This is a genomic window from Candidatus Chlorohelix allophototropha (assembly GCF_030389965.1).
Classification (GTDB): domain Bacteria; phylum Chloroflexota; class Chloroflexia; order Chloroheliales; family Chloroheliaceae; genus Chlorohelix; species Chlorohelix allophototropha.
Window position 1 is genome coordinate 57,921 of record NZ_CP128402.1, and the last position, 14,202, is coordinate 72,122.

The 14,202-nt window shown below is 44.4% G+C and carries 11 protein-coding genes; 2 read left to right on the top strand and 9 right to left on the bottom strand.

Annotation, left to right across the window (positions count from 1 at the left end; genetic code table 11):
- Positions 1-33: 33 nt before the first annotated feature.
- The 4 genes from cas10d to OZ401_RS24845 form a co-directional block, all read right to left on the bottom strand.
- Positions 34-3,246, bottom strand: a complete 3,213-nt coding sequence (gene cas10d / locus OZ401_RS24830) for a type I-D CRISPR-associated protein Cas10d/Csc3 (RefSeq protein WP_341472245.1) — start codon at positions 3,244-3,246, stop codon at positions 34-36.
- A gap of 10 nt (positions 3,247-3,256) precedes the next feature.
- The gene (gene cas3, locus OZ401_RS24835) at positions 3,257-5,416 is read right to left on the bottom strand and encodes a type I-D CRISPR-associated helicase Cas3' (protein WP_341472246.1); all 2,160 of its coding nucleotides are present in this window, start codon (positions 5,414-5,416) and stop codon (positions 3,257-3,259) included.
- 180 nt (positions 5,417-5,596) lie between these two features.
- Positions 5,597-5,749 (bottom strand): hypothetical protein, encoded by a 153-nt coding sequence (locus tag OZ401_RS24840; RefSeq protein ID WP_341472247.1) that lies wholly within the window; start codon positions 5,747-5,749, stop codon positions 5,597-5,599.
- 326 nt (positions 5,750-6,075) lie between these two features.
- Complete coding sequence (locus tag OZ401_RS24845) at positions 6,076-6,897, bottom strand: helix-turn-helix transcriptional regulator (protein WP_341472248.1); 822 nt, start codon at positions 6,895-6,897, stop codon at positions 6,076-6,078.
- A gap of 785 nt (positions 6,898-7,682) precedes the next feature.
- On the opposite strand from OZ401_RS24845, the gene OZ401_RS24850 reads away from it, so the two are divergent.
- Both OZ401_RS24850 and OZ401_RS24855 read left to right on the top strand, forming a co-directional pair.
- Positions 7,683-8,471, top strand: coding sequence for an IS110 family transposase (locus tag OZ401_RS24850; RefSeq protein WP_341472249.1), 789 nt, complete (start codon positions 7,683-7,685; stop codon positions 8,469-8,471).
- A 3-nt stretch (positions 8,472-8,474) separates the two neighbouring features.
- On the top strand, positions 8,475-8,882 hold the full coding sequence (locus OZ401_RS24855) for an RNA-guided endonuclease InsQ/TnpB family protein (protein WP_341472277.1): 408 nt from the start codon (positions 8,475-8,477) through the stop codon (positions 8,880-8,882).
- 325 nt (positions 8,883-9,207) lie between these two features.
- On the opposite strand, the gene OZ401_RS24860 is transcribed toward OZ401_RS24855, so the two are convergent.
- From OZ401_RS24860 to OZ401_RS24880, 5 genes are all read right to left on the bottom strand, one after another.
- On the bottom strand, positions 9,208-10,059 hold the full coding sequence (locus OZ401_RS24860) for a BRO-N domain-containing protein (protein ID WP_341472250.1): 852 nt from the start codon (positions 10,057-10,059) through the stop codon (positions 9,208-9,210).
- An 11-nt stretch (positions 10,060-10,070) separates the two neighbouring features.
- Positions 10,071-10,232 carry a hypothetical protein gene (locus OZ401_RS24865; protein ID WP_341472251.1) on the bottom strand — a complete coding sequence of 54 codons (162 nt, stop codon included), beginning with the start codon at positions 10,230-10,232 and terminating at the stop codon, positions 10,071-10,073.
- A gap of 512 nt (positions 10,233-10,744) precedes the next feature.
- Positions 10,745-11,569, bottom strand: a complete 825-nt coding sequence (locus OZ401_RS24870; RefSeq protein WP_341472252.1) for a ParB/RepB/Spo0J family partition protein — start codon at positions 11,567-11,569, stop codon at positions 10,745-10,747.
- Positions 11,553-12,326, bottom strand: a complete 774-nt coding sequence (locus OZ401_RS24875) for a ParA family protein (RefSeq protein WP_341472253.1) — start codon at positions 12,324-12,326, stop codon at positions 11,553-11,555. Before OZ401_RS24875 ends, OZ401_RS24870 begins: the two co-directional genes overlap by 17 nt.
- A 105-nt stretch (positions 12,327-12,431) precedes the next feature.
- Complete coding sequence (locus tag OZ401_RS24880; RefSeq protein WP_341472254.1) at positions 12,432-13,745, bottom strand: helix-turn-helix domain-containing protein; 1,314 nt, start codon at positions 13,743-13,745, stop codon at positions 12,432-12,434.
- Positions 13,746-14,202: the final 457 nt, after the last annotated feature.

Sequence of the window (14,202 nt, forward strand, 5' to 3'; positions counted from 1 at the left end):
CTTGTAAGTTAAAGTTGCTAGTATAGGTTAAAACTACTCTATGTCGGACAGTTCCTTGTCGTCCCCCTCAGATGACGGCTCTACAATTTGCCCTAGAGCCTCACGTTCCAAGCGACGCTGGCGATTAATATCGGCAAAGGCGGCTTCACAACCATTTTTGAAGCGATTAAGCCGAGAGCTAAGAACACTCCTTTGCCCTTCAGCATAGCCTTGGAAAACCTCAGCAAAGAAAAATTCCACGAAATCTCTAATATGCTGTTCAATCTCTTTGCTAAAAATAGCCCGTCCTGTAGCCTGACCACTATTTACTATTTCCAACCAGTCTTTAATTTCTTGCCGAGTTTCCAGCATGATTTCCTCGTTGGTCAGATTCAAGGTATCCTTGATAATGCTGCGGGCGGCAATATCTACGGGTCGTACAATAGCTCTTGAGCTTGGGTAGCCGGAAGCTTTGGGGCTATAAGGGCTATAAAATCTGAGATAAAGTTGAACCGCTTTTTCGTGACGGGTTGCATTTACTGGCATAGAGCCTCCTTTCGTAGTCGTATCCAGATATTTCACTAACTGGTAATAGATTTGCTTATAGTGATGGGCTTTCTCACCGGGCATAGCCTCTAACTTGGCTTCCCGCACTTGTTCTTGCAGGAACGAAAACACATAAAGCGGGTCAGTTGCTAGGTCGCGGGCGATACGGTTAAAGCGTCCTAACTTGGGGTCGCCACCGGAAGCTTCGGTATCAAGGTGGAGTTCGATAGCCCGACTGAAAGCAGCCAAACTACCACTTAGAACATCTCCCACCTTTTTTCTATCGCCGAATAGCTGGTCAAGGCGCAGGTGTGTATCGGACAACAGATAACGCACAGATTGATGCGGAGCATCCAGTATCACAGTTTCCTTGAAATCGGCGGAGGAAGAATAAACTGGCATATACATCTCGCTTACTACTACCCGCGCCCCCATTACCAACGGCAGAGCCAATCCCAACCAAGCGGCTTCTACCCAAGAGGCGGTAGTGGCAGCTGCCCCCGTTTCGCGGTTATTAAAATTTTTCTTGGCAAAAAAGATAAAACCGGGATATTGGTGGGTTTCCTTGCGATTGAACAGGTACATACTGCCCTTTTTTTCCTGCTCCTCGCTTTGCTCCTCATCTAACTGTCGTAATTCCCCCACTCTTGGATTGAAAAACTCCAGGTTAAAAATGTCGCTAGAGCTAATCGTTTCTTTATCCCGCAAGGTTTTGCCGACCGCAAAAAGTTTAAGGTTCTGCATACGTTGGATAAGAGTACTAGCCAGCCGATAGGTTTGGGTTGTGAAGAAAAAGCCCGGATAGATAAAGAAATATTTCATTTCCATGCTCTCGTACTTTTTGCCGGTCACGCGGATACGTCCCTGACCACCCGGTTTATCGGTCAGAAGAATCTGGCGCAACATCAGTTCTAGCGAACAAATACAACAGATTCCCCCTGCGTTTGAACCTTTATAAAGTGGTAGCCGATTTTTATAGACCCAAGGCTGGAACAACACCGAAGCATCCTCTTGCACAGCGGTGGGATAAGCTGAGTTACAAATAGTGCAGGGTAGTGTGCTATTGCGGGGCATTTTTGCGGCTGTATATTTAGCCAATTCTCCCGCAAAGTCCGTACCAGTTGTGCTATTGGATGCGGCTTTGGCTGATTTGAAGCCAAAAATCAGGTTTTTATCCAGATAATCGGGCAGATATTGGAGATAGGGTCCCTGTAACCCCTCCGCATGTTCCAGCTTTTCCCCAGCTATTTCCAGCAGTTCGTCCACCAATTGCTTAAACAGTTCCTCTAATTCATTTTCTGATAGAGGGTGGGTACTGAGGTACTGCGCCGCAATCCAATAATAACGATAATCCAGCCCGCCGCTACTAGGGATTTGCTGAGCCTCTTGCCAGACTTCCGAGCTGAGACGTGCAATCAAACGTTTCTCTAACTCGGCTTTAAGCAATGGACTACCTTTCCCCAAGTTTTCATCGATTAGTTTTAGATAATTAATTAGAAACCGCCCTAACATTGTTATCCGCGCCGAAGGAAAATAATCAAGGGCGATAGATGCTGAAATTCGTCCGGCGGTTTGCATCTCTTTCATCTTCGATAGAGTGCTTTCTGCCACGTTCTCTTTGCTATCGCTGACCGCTTTCTCCGCAAAAAGCTGCAAAAACTTCCGCAAAGTTAAAAAGTCATGGAAATAGCCGGGATATTTGAGCAAGCCAAGCGGACTAAAACCCAAACCTGCACCATCACCAATAGCTTCTTCGCACGCTTCCTGTATTTCGGCTTTCACCAATTGGTTGAGGGCAGTTCGGTCAATCACGGGAGCGGGGCGGGTGCGTTTTAAATTCAAATAAACCACGCCATTAGGGAAAAAGAGATAGGGAAGCAGGGGTGGCTCATCTGTTCCATATATGTTTTTTAGATAACCCATAGTGGCGTTATTAATCAGGTTGCTTAGAAAACCACGCACGTCCGCCAATTTGTGATATACCAGACTAAAATCGCTGTAGTGGTCAAGGAAATCCTGTAATCGGCCGACAGACCCGCCCAGCAAAGCCACTTCCGGCGATTTGACTACAAAAGCCATCAAATCACTAAAAGTACACAGGTCACGGAGCATCGGCTCAACTTTGGTAGGAAGGCGGTCAGTACGAGGGCAGAATGAATTAAATTGTTCTTCGCTCATAGCGCTGGCAAAGGTGGTATGGCTCATATTGATGCCCCAAGTGCGTTGGGTATTGACCGCCAACCAAGCAATCAGGTCAAGCCACTCCTCGAAATCCGGCAAAAACTCCCCCACATTCAGCTTTAGCAATTCCTCTTTTACCTGTCGCAAGACCTGTATGGTTTCTACCTTCTTACTGGTGCGGAGTTCTTGGCTCAATATTTTATCCAAATCGTGCATGGTATAACCAAGTATATAAAGCCTGAGAGCCTTATCGTCCAAGCGCTCTAGCGAACTACCATATTTTTGAGCTTCGCGCACAAAGTTAAGAGTGGCAAAAATGCCGTTGAGCAAATGCGTTACCATCATCTGGTCGGCGTTATGGGCAAATTTATCATCGGTAGTGCCTTTGGCGGGGTACAAACTATAACGCTGTAACATTGGACCAACCATTGTGGTGATAAAAGAAGACAACACCTTATTAACCAGCGCAGGGTTTTGCTGGTCTTCCTCCTCAATGGCTCGTTTTAGCACTTCGACCTGAAACATTTCAACCTCAGCCATTTTGAACTCCTTAACAGATAAAGATAGAATCCTCATCGCTAGGTTTTTCGTAAAAAACCAGCGAATGGGCTAATAATGCGTCCATTCCAAAAACCACACTCCGCAACAGGCCGTTTTTATCTTTCACGGTATAAACCGGAAACAAGGGGCTTAAGGCTTTTCTACGTTTGAAATCTTTGGGTTTATCTCCTACTACCAGAGATACCAGTGAAAGTTCAGCCAACCTATCGTTAACCGAGTCATCGGGCAGCAAGGCTAGGGTGCGGTTGTCCTGAATTGTGAAGTTATCAAAGACATTTATCTGGTTAAGCTTATCCTTGAAAGAGCGCGAGTTATATAGAGTGAAACTTTCGCGCTCCTCCAGATAGCTTTTCAAGCGCACATAGAGTTTTAGTTCGCGGCTCTGGTATTTGGCGAAATCATCTCCCGCCTTGCGCCTGAACTCACTCTCCGACATTGGGATAAACTCGGTATTTGCCAGCAAAAAAAACAAATCGTAAGTTTTAAAGTGACCGTCCGTTTCATCATAAATACCGCATGCCAGCGGGCTTCTTCCCCGAAAACTGGTCAATTCCTCCAAAATCTTGCGTTCTTTTTTATTGGTATCTTCCGGTTTACCCCACAACTCCAAATATTTTGCAACCCAACGTTTTGTATTATCTTCTCCTTCCTTTACCCCATACTGGCGGTTGTATTGCTCTCGGAGGTTTTTAACATCATCCCCAGTTGATTTAAAGCCGCCAAGTTTGCTCTGAGCCTTGACGATAATAGCGGCGGTTTGCAAACAGCCCCATTTGGATGCGTAATTTTTGAATTCTTGGTCAGGTTGAAAAATCGCTCCAGCATCGGCGGCAGCATCTGGTTTCGTTGTCAGTTTGTCGCTCCCTTGTATCGCCGCCAGAAAATCCAGCCGTGGCACGCTTGTTCCGATATCTCCAAAGCGAGCAGCAAATTTCCCGACTATCCAATCTGGTAAGAGGGCATAAGCTCGATACTCTTGCCAACCCTCATGGCGACCTAACCGACCTAAGCGTTGGATAAAGGTTCCGGCGTTGGATGACTCGAAAATAAGCAGGTTTATTTTGAAATCCACTCCCACATCTATTGTACTGGTTGCGATGATAAGTTGTACCGCCGAGTCTTGCCCCATCACTCGGTCACGCTCCTCGCGAGAGGTCAGACCCGTATTTTCGCCAACCTTAATACCATGTTTCTGCTCTAATTCCGCTTGATAAAACTTGGTTAGGCGTTTAGCAGTGGCAACCGAGTTCGCAATAAAAACCCCCTTCGCCCCCGGATTAGCCTGGTAAAAAGTTACTAATTCTTCCAGATGAGTTTCAGCCCAAGCAAAAGCGCCTTTTTCATTTAGGGGATGTAGCCGCAACGAAATAGGCTGGACAATCGGTTTTTCGGTATAACCAAAGGCTGGTACAGCTGAATAATCACCCGCAATTTCTGTCCAGCGAAAGCCGCTATTGTCCAGCAATTTTTTGAATAATTTGCTGGGCGTAGCCGATAGAAAGATATATTTCAGCTTTCGACCTGTACCAATCGCTCGGTGGTAGTTCAAAATGTTCAAAATTGAAATTACTTGTGGTGCGCCAAAAATATGAAATTCATCAAAGATAAAATAGTCGAAATTTGGGGGAATAGCATAAACATAATCTCGTTTTTCCCCATCGCTGCCCGGATAATTGTAGCTACCTAGCAAATGAAACAGGTCTGGGTTAGTCAACAATACATCGTTACTACTGAACAGTTTTAGAATCTGGCTACTGCGTTTACCTATTTCCTGTATTTCCATCAGTTCGGTGATACGCTCCCCATACATGGTGTCGAAATGGAGGTTTCTCCCGAATTCTTGAATGTAGCGCGCAACTTGCCGCTCTTGATCTTTAATCAGATCGTTGGTGGGGTAGGTGAGTAAGGCACATTTATTCTGAGTTAATATGGGTAGCTGTCCCGCCAGACTCTTGCCATCGCCAGTTAAGGCTGTATCAAATATTACATCTAAGTCTGGGTCGTTAAAGGCTTGCCAGACGCGGGCTTGATGATAGCGTAACTTGCTTTGATAGTGTAGCGGCAACCGCTCTATCGAAAGCCCCTTTAAGTCAGCCGCAGTCGCTAACCTGGAATAAATTGATCCTAATTCAATCCTAAACTCTGCCATATCTGGCTCCTAGCTTTAGAAAATACAATTCCATAATATATGGAAACTTACTAAAAATTAGCAGCATTAAAAACTAAACCTATTATAACAAAGTCGTTTTGTCACTTTTGTCACTAATTAGGATGATTTTTCGTTTCTAAAACTAGGCTACCTCAAAACCAGCGAGGCAGCCAAAAACTATCAGGCTGCTTTTAGCTCGTGAAGAGCAATTTGTGAATTGCTCGATTGGATGACTTCGCAAAGCAGGGGGGTAGGAGGGTTGATGAAAAAGCTATTCCCATCGGGTGCTATAGCCACCCAAAACTCTAACTGTACTGCAATATATTGATTCATACAGAAGTCTCCTTACCGTATCAGATTGTTATAGGTATACAATCATAGTACAGTTAGAATAACTTATATCCAAATTAAGCGTTGGAGGAAAACTGCCAAGTAAAACCTTCAACGTTTTTATTTTATCAAATATTGTAATTGTTGTTTAGTCTATATAAGTAAACCTATATATGCATTAAAAATATAAACCCTCTTGTTTTCAAAGGAAGGGTTTATACCTCAAACGGTATTAGTTGTAACTGCTAAAGCATTTAGCAAGTCTATATAAGTATTTTCAATTCCTCAAACGGAATTAGACTATAGCTTATCACTGTATAAGTTAACGGTCAAACTTCATCTCCGGCATAATAACTCATCATTACTTTAATTTCTTGGGCAAGGCGTTGACGAAGGTAAAGCGGGGAAAGTAGTTCTACCTTTTGACCCAAGCGTAGCATTTCCTGAATAATCCAGAACTCCTCCTCTTTGGCTTTCACATGGGCGCGACCATCGGACAGGATTTCAAGTAATTCTTGCTGATGAAACCGCTCGGATATTCCGCCCTTAACTAAGTCTGTATGGAGTAAATATTCAAATTCCACGAGTTCCGGCTTACGAAGGGTTGCAAACTTCTGGGGCAATACGCGCAACTCCTTGATTTTGTCAAGGCGGAATGGAAACACTCGGCTCATTTTGGGATTGTAGCCATATAAATAGAAGACCCCGTTTCGCACACCAACACTTTGTGGTTCAACCGCGTGGTGAGGGATTTCTTCGGAGGAACGACTGACAGGACGAGTATAAATAAATTGGATTTTCTGTTGCTGACGGATAGCCTGTTCTAACGTCTCTATAAGTGGGCGATAGCGACTGTAATCTCGGGCGAAATAGGGTCCAAAATAACTCAGAGGGGTAGAACTATCTAAGCGTTGCATTTGTTGGTTAAGTTGTCCGGCTAACTTACTGAGTAACTGGCTGACATCACTGGCATAGGGATGACCAGTTTGAAATTCCTGCTGAACTCGGCTGAGTAACACTTGCTCCTCTTTACTCAGTATAGCTGAAAGGATTCTAGTGGTGGCAGTGGTTTCGGGAAGATAATAGCGTCCATCCCCGTCCAGCTCAATCTCATATTCCAACCGGAGTTCCTCTAGGTCGCGTTGAAACATCCTGCGACCTGACTCTCTAAGATTATATAATTCTGTAAGGAGTTCAAGTCTGGTTGGGGTTTGAGTTTGAATATAACTCACGAGTTGATCCAAGCGTATTTTTTTAGTTTGGCGTGGCATTATAGTATTACGAGAGCCTTTCATAAAATGCCAAAATCTGGGTTTTCGAGCCAGATTTGAAATAAAAATCCTCGTTTTAACTTGATCTGAAAGCATGTTGGGTAATTGAAATAGCTATTTTAACCTAATTGCTTATCAAATCAAGCATTTTGAGCTTAGAGCAATGGCAACTCAATTGTGGTGTGACCCACTAGTGGGTCAAGTGTCACGGCTGTGGCCTTTACGAAAGACTTGGGAACTGAGTTTTTGAGCGTAATTATTACGAAATTTCTTTTTATCCAGTGGCGATGAGTGTGACACTTGGCTCACTAGTTATTGAACAGCGCGTAGCCAAAATGGCTACGCGCCAAATATGAACTATAGTGACTCATATACATAGATGGTAGAAGCACACCTTTTACGAGAAGTAAATAGAGTGCTAGACTGAAGGGAAGAACGGGAGAGACTTCAATAGTGACTGTGGCACATCGTGACCACCTGGAGTAGATTACTCCCCGCCCGTCAGGGTCTTATACGTCAATTGAGCTTGTTGCAGCTCCCCAGGGAGACTGCCAATCCGTTATGAGTTTACGTTTACCCTGATCGGGTGGGTTTCCCGTAAAAGCGTCTTAGCCCTCTCAAAGGGTTTAAAGAAAGTATTCAACACCCGACGAAAGGATACTTTTATGTCAGGGCAACTAAGCCAAGCTAGCCCATCCGCTACACCAGTTCCTCAATTTCTAGTAGGTGTCGATATAGCTAGCCAAAAATTTATGGTGGCAGTTTTTAAGTTGGATAAAACAATCACACTCAAACCGCTCGAATTCGACAACTCTCTGACTGGTTTCGAGAAATTGTGTGCTCAATTCGACCAACTCGGTCTGGTACCGGCACACACTCTGGTAGGAATGGAAGCAACCGCCCGTTATTGGGAAAACCTTTATCACTATCTGAGCAGGCATGGCTATCAGCTAATTTTACTCCAGCCCGCTCACACCCATCAATGGGCTGCCAATAGAGGGTTGCGCGCTAAAACCGATCGACTAGATAGCTTAACGATTGCACGACACTTATTAGCAGAAGACGCTCGTTCCTACCTTTTTGACAGGGTAAAACGAACGATTAGCCTTGTACACGTCCAGCAACAAAGACAAAAACGCAACCGCGCTATTATCCCTGTCTTTGTTCCTGAGTTCTTTAACCGCTATCTCGGAAAAGAGTGGCAAACCGATAGTGCCGACCTTATCTACCGTAAGGGTAGTTTCTGGTTGTATATCGTTGTTTCCACTGATAAAGCTGATACAACTCCTACCGATAAAGCTATCGGGGTGGATTTGGGTAGCAGCCGGATAGCGGTTACTTCCAAGCGCAACTTCTTTGGTGGTAAAGCCAAGAAAGAAGTAAACAACCGCTACTTTCGACTTCGCCGGTCGCTTCAAGCTAAAGGCACTAAATCTGCTAAACGGTATCTTTAAAAGCTGTCTGGTAAGATTGCACGGTTTCAGCGTGATGTGAACCACTGCGTCTCGAAGACTATAGTTCTCAATTGTTCTCCCTGTGACATGATTGCAATGGAAAACCTGACCGATATTCGAGACAGGGTAAAGGGCAGACGTACTCAACGCCGAGCTATGAGCAACTGGAGCTTCCGACAAATTCAAGGATTTGTTGAATACAAAGCCAAGTTTGCCGGAGTTAGAGTTAAGTATGTTGATGCCCGCTACAGTTCTCAAGGTTGTTCCTCTTGCGGGGTTGTAGATAAACGTTCCCGCCGCAATCAATCTGAATTTGTTTGTAAACTTTGTGGTCACAGCTTAAATGCTGACCTCAACGCTGCCGTCAATCAGCCTATCGTCTCAATCGCCTGTGCCCGTAGGGGTATCTGATTAGGGACAAGCTACGCCGCTTTATCGGCTGTAGTTATTGACTCGTTTATTTCCTCTCAAAATTGCAATGTTCCCAGTGACCTTTAATATGAGATAATAGCAATCCTTCAATGTTGCGTCAATTTGAATGATATTTATCAGGGTGGGTTGTGAGGTTGTCACACGTGAAACCTAATCTTAAACGTCAGCTATAACATCAGGGATAAGCCACCATACTACTCTCGGTATAGCTTTCGCTGGTGGGCTGCCGTCATACAGCCTATCGTCTCGGACTTCGGTTCAGGGACAAGCTACGCCGCTTTATCGGCTGTAGTTTATGACGAACTCAAACATCCTCTTCTTCCTCAAACATCGAAAGCTGTCCTAGTGGTCGGCGTTGCTGCTTTAAAAAATTCTGATTGCTCACTACGGGATGTCCTACCGATTGCTCAATTTCTTTTCTAGCTCTCCCTGCCGCTGTTCCTGCCTCTCTGGAATCCTTTTTCAACCCTTCAAAGCCTTGCGTATCCCGATCCTGATGAAGGGTGATAGCAGTAGCTTCTCCTAGAGACAATAAAGCCAACTCAAGCACGGTCATATGGTCACGCAGATTGGTTTTTGATGGCAGAAGCTTATAGGTTTTATGTGCCTGTATGCTGACTTCGAAAGTGCCCTCATGAATTTCATTTGTCAAAACGGCAAATTGTACCCCTTCTTTGGCACCCCGCTCTCTCCACTCATCAGTAAGATCATTGCGTACAATATCATTTCGTATGCGCTGTTCAATCCACTCCTCCGGGTAGTTAAGTTTGCGATAATGCTGCCGCATTCGCTCCAGCATCAGAGAAGGATCTTCAATTTCTTGGAAACGCTCTTCTCCAACCTGGGCAAGCCAGATACGGAAAGGTTCTGCATTGGGTGAGGGTACGGATTGGATAAGTCTAAGAATTGTTTCGCGGTTTGCTGTATCGGTTTCTCTGAGCTTTCCATCGGCAGATTTAAGTTTCAGAGGTTCGATTCCTTCTGCAAACCCTTCTGCTCTGGCACGTTTCTTTACTTTAGACCAGTAGATACTAGGTTTCTCATTTTGAGTAAGGGCTGCCACAATATCTACAATGCTGTAATACCATTCGCCTTTGTGCCAAATCCTTCTAATCGTGATACCGTTGAACAGAGATAGTTCTTTACCCTGAGCCATATTTCCCTCTTCTAGTATCCAACCGTTACCATTTTGGTAATGGTTGCTACTTTGCTTTTTTGCGCCAAGTCATAGACTACAGCCGCCTTTCGGCATAGGACATCTAGTGACAAACCCTGATTCGCTAACCCACGACTCAAAATTACGTTAGCGGTGGCAGTATTCCGATGCATTTCTGCCCCACAAGAGCAAATCGCGCACCGGTATTAGCAGAATCACAATAAAACCTTTCCTTATGTGGCGGAAGCCACGCCCTTTTATACCCCTACGGGGCACAGGCGGGCTGTGGACAGCCACCAAAAACACACTAGCCGAATAGTACGTTTGTTTGAGTTTAGCCTCAAATCCTGTTATAATTCGCTCATAGCTTGTAAAGCTAAGGCAGATACATACGCTGCACTTTAAGACACAAACGCCACTCGGCTGAAACGGTTAGGGCTGATAGCACTCTGCTATCAGTAAGTGTCTGCCACGCCCTGCTAATAGAGGGGCTAAACCATGCCAGCTTTGGTATAGGAGTAGCGATACTCCCGGTTCGTGATTAGACTAGAACCGTCTTTAGCTGGTGGGTCGCACCGGAGAAATCCGGCAGGTCTAGTCAACCTGTGTCATCCGACCTATCGTTCCAGCACTCGCTAGGGACAAGCTACGCCGATTTATCGGCTGTAGTAAGATGACCTATCTCCTAGTCTTCTTCCAAAGATATCAGTTTTTTAAGTTCTGCCAGTTTTTGCTCCATTTCAGAAATATTCTGACGTATAATATCTCTTGTGTCGGGTGTAGTCTGCGTGACCCATACCAAAGCAGTATCCAATGCCTGGTTAAATTTACGAAATACCGAAGGATTGAAGCGAATAATTCTTGGTGTTACAGGTTGGTCTTGTAACGGAGCGTTACTATTGTTACCATTTTCACTATCTTTTGCCAGCTCTTCAACTTGATCATTTAAACGTCGATTGACATACATTGCGCTCTTATTGATTAATTTGGCGATTTCACGGTTGGTCAAGTTGTAGTCGCTTTGAAGCATCAAAAAGAAGCGTTTTTCATCAGTATCGGTCAAGTCAAGGCGTTGTATATTCTCGACCAACATAGTAAATTTCGCCTCACGGTCATCCATATCTTTGACAATAACCGGCACTTCCTTTAGCCCAGCAAGTTGAGCCGCCCGAAAGCGTCGCGCACCCGCAATAATCTCATACTGCTTCTCCTCCGGCACATTCGCACCAGAACGACGTACAATCAGCGGTTCCAAAACACCTCTGGACTGTATATCATCAGCCAACTCTTGTAGCGCTTCTTTGGCTTTATCCGAGTGGAAGTCGTGACGTACTTGCTCGCTAGCTTCGATTAGAAGGTCAATCGGTATAATCATAGCGCCCACCAGTGCTCTGGTTGAGGAAGCAGTTCCCACCAATTGCTGCCCTTCCGTGCGAGCTACAATATTATTAAGCGAAGGAATATTGATTCTGGCTGGTCGGAGGTTCTTCTTATTAGACAGATCTGACATTGTCTAGTACCTCCTGAGTAAGAGCCAGATAGTCAGCCGACAAGTCGCTGCCACGTTGGTAAGCAATAACCGATTGACCACGCATAGACGCTTCCTGCATATTAGCCCGTTCACGTATGATTGTGGCAAAAGCGCTATTTCCCCATTCCTCCCGTAACGCTCCCTCCAATTCTTTATGAAGTGTGCGCCGACCATCATAGCGGGCTATAAAAATACCCAGCATTTCAAGATTGGGATTGGAATTCTCGCGTATTTCTTGGTAAGTCCTGAGCATATTGCCAAGACCTTCCACGCACAACCGTTCTGGAACAACCGGAACCATCAAATAATCGGCGGCAGTGAGACCGTTTAAAGTGGCGATGTCGAAGCTAGGTGGGGTATCGATCAATACAAAATCATAGTTTCCGATTATAGCTCTGATTTTTTTGGAGAGAAGACGCTCCCGACCCAGTGTTTCCTGTATCGAGAAATTAAGCACCCCCAGCTTTATAGAGGCAGGTAGGAGGTCAATTCCTTCAGCAGTGTGTACAATAGTATCCTGAGCCGTAACCGAACTATCCGTAATAAGCTGGAAAGTGGTTGGGTTCAGACCAACTGGATCAACCCCCAACGATACTGTCAGGTTACACTGTTGGTCAAGATCAACCGTCAACACCCGAAGATCGAACTGTACCAAGCAGGCAGCAAGATTAAGAACGGAAGAGGTCTTGGCAGTGCCACCTTTATTTTGAGCCAAGCAGATTATTTTTGCAGTCATACTATATGAACTTTCAATACTTATTGAAGCTATGTTATCGCTAGTAGCGTAATAAATATAGCATAAATCATCAGGAACAGGAAATCTGAAAAGCTATTATTCCAGCTACGCAAGCTGAATCTTCTGATCAAACCCACCCGGTAAAAAGTGCAAAAACATCCTTTTTTGCAGTATTTCCAACAGCGTTTTGTAAATTGTTTTTTCCTGTTGGGGTGTCAGGCAGACCCAATCTGGAAACCACAAATAGCATTTTTCTGAATCCTTATCCAGTTTCAATCGAGCATATTGCGATACCGTTGCCGGTAGACATTTACTGTGATCTAGTTCAATCCTCAATATGCGCCAGATATCGGAAAGTTCTTGACTCGAAGGTTTGTCTTCGGTGATATAGAAAGCCGTCCTATCTTTAGGAGCATTCTCGATTTTGTATTCAAAGGCTGTTTCAAATGGAGCAGTAGACTCTTCAGAAGATAGGATTTCAGTAGGATTTGCGCCCATGATTTCTTCTGAAAACTCGGGACTGGAGGTGTTGGTATCCTCTCCAAAGGTAGTAGAACAAGTTAGATAGGCATATTTACCGGTGGTGTATTTGGAAAAATCTATAGGAGCAGGGTTTTTAACTTGTCGTTTACGCTGCCTAGCATCGCTGCCAAGTTTTTTTACCTGAACAGGGTCAGCGTCGCGCAGAAGCATAAAGCGAATAAAACCGGGAGGATTGTAGATTCCAGATTTCTGACTTGCCTGTACTATCAACCTTACATACTCGATATCCCGTTTTCTTCCGATGATTAGGAGTGCCAGTTCTTCGCTTAAGAGTTGAGATAGACCGGCTGAAACCAGTAGAGCTTCAATTTCTGCTGCTTCCGATGGTAATAAAGCGGAGGGAATTGAAGGTAGTGTATAGGCTAGTGGTTCAGTTTCAGTGGTGGAAACAAGCGGTGTATTTTTGTCTTCGTTAGAATCGTATTGTGATGGTACTTTTTCACACACATGGTTTAATTCTAATTCATGTATATTGGAGGAAATATATTTCCTCCCCCTCCGGAAAAGATTTTCCTCACTACTTTCTGACACACCTTGGTTTTTTAACGAAGGTCTTCCAAGATGATAAGTGTTGGTTGTACCGCTGGAGTGCGTTACCGTAACCAATTCCGCTCCTTCCAACTCTTTTAATAGCCCTCGTACCCGTCTTTCGGAAAGTCCCATTTCCTCTGCTAGCCTACCTTGTGAAGGCCAAGCGCAGGATTTGGAACCACAATAAGAAAGCAACAGCAGGTAAAGCTTTAGAGCAGCCGGGGTGAGGTTTGGGTTTTTTATTAGTTCTACGGGAACTTGGACAAAATATCCATTCGTCCTTGCCGATGACTCAAAACTTGAAGCAACCTCAAGAGGAGCCTGTTTCTTTTGTAAAGAAGGCATAAAAAATTCTCCTTAGCTCTTGACATGGAGAATCTCTTATGCTATCCTTTAAGTGTAAAAGGAAAATAAAAGTCCTCCCTGTGAGGGCTATGCACTTGTTTGAGAATCCCCGTTGCTTTCCAGGGCTGAGAGGGGATTTTCTTATTTTATAGACATTTTAGATGCTGGTCACTGACCAGCTTTTTTGTTTCTATTGTATCTTTCTACAACTAAATGCTCTAATAGCATTACAAATATTCAATTAGTGAGTAGTGATAGACCCATGACCAAAAGATTGAGTATATAAACACAGGTAGTCATTGGGAACGCCTGTACTCTACCTGAGTCTAATTGTAATGTGATTCTCAACTTTGTCAAGACATGAGAATTGTTTGATGAACTTATCCCTCAAAAGCAAACTTATCCCCTCAACCAAATATTCTAAACGCTAACCTGAATCTATTGTCAATAACCGCCA

Bases quoted from the DNA above. Each gene is read 5' to 3' on its own strand.
- OZ401_RS24870 (WP_341472252.1), bottom strand. From the start codon at position 11,569: ATGTCAGATCTGTCTAATAAGAAGAACCTCCGACCAGCCAGAATCAAT.
- OZ401_RS24860 (WP_341472250.1), bottom strand. From the start codon at position 10,059: ATGGCTCAGGGTAAAGAACTATCTCTGTTCAACGGTATCACGATTAGA.
- OZ401_RS24875 (WP_341472253.1), bottom strand. From the start codon at position 12,326: ATGACTGCAAAAATAATCTGCTTGGCTCAAAATAAAGGTGGCACTGCC.
- OZ401_RS24865 (WP_341472251.1), bottom strand. From the start codon at position 10,232: ATGCATCGGAATACTGCCACCGCTAACGTAATTTTGAGTCGTGGGTTA.
- OZ401_RS24850 (WP_341472249.1), top strand. From the start codon at position 7,683: ATGTCAGGGCAACTAAGCCAAGCTAGCCCATCCGCTACACCAGTTCCT.
- OZ401_RS24840 (WP_341472247.1), bottom strand. From the start codon at position 5,749: ATGAATCAATATATTGCAGTACAGTTAGAGTTTTGGGTGGCTATAGCA.
- OZ401_RS24845 (WP_341472248.1), bottom strand. From the start codon at position 6,897: ATGTTTCAACGCGACCTAGAGGAACTCCGGTTGGAATATGAGATTGAG.
- OZ401_RS24880 (WP_341472254.1), bottom strand. From the start codon at position 13,745: ATGCCTTCTTTACAAAAGAAACAGGCTCCTCTTGAGGTTGCTTCAAGT.
- cas3 (WP_341472246.1), bottom strand. From the start codon at position 5,416: ATGGCAGAGTTTAGGATTGAATTAGGATCAATTTATTCCAGGTTAGCG.
- cas10d (WP_341472245.1), bottom strand. From the start codon at position 3,246: ATGGCTGAGGTTGAAATGTTTCAGGTCGAAGTGCTAAAACGAGCCATT.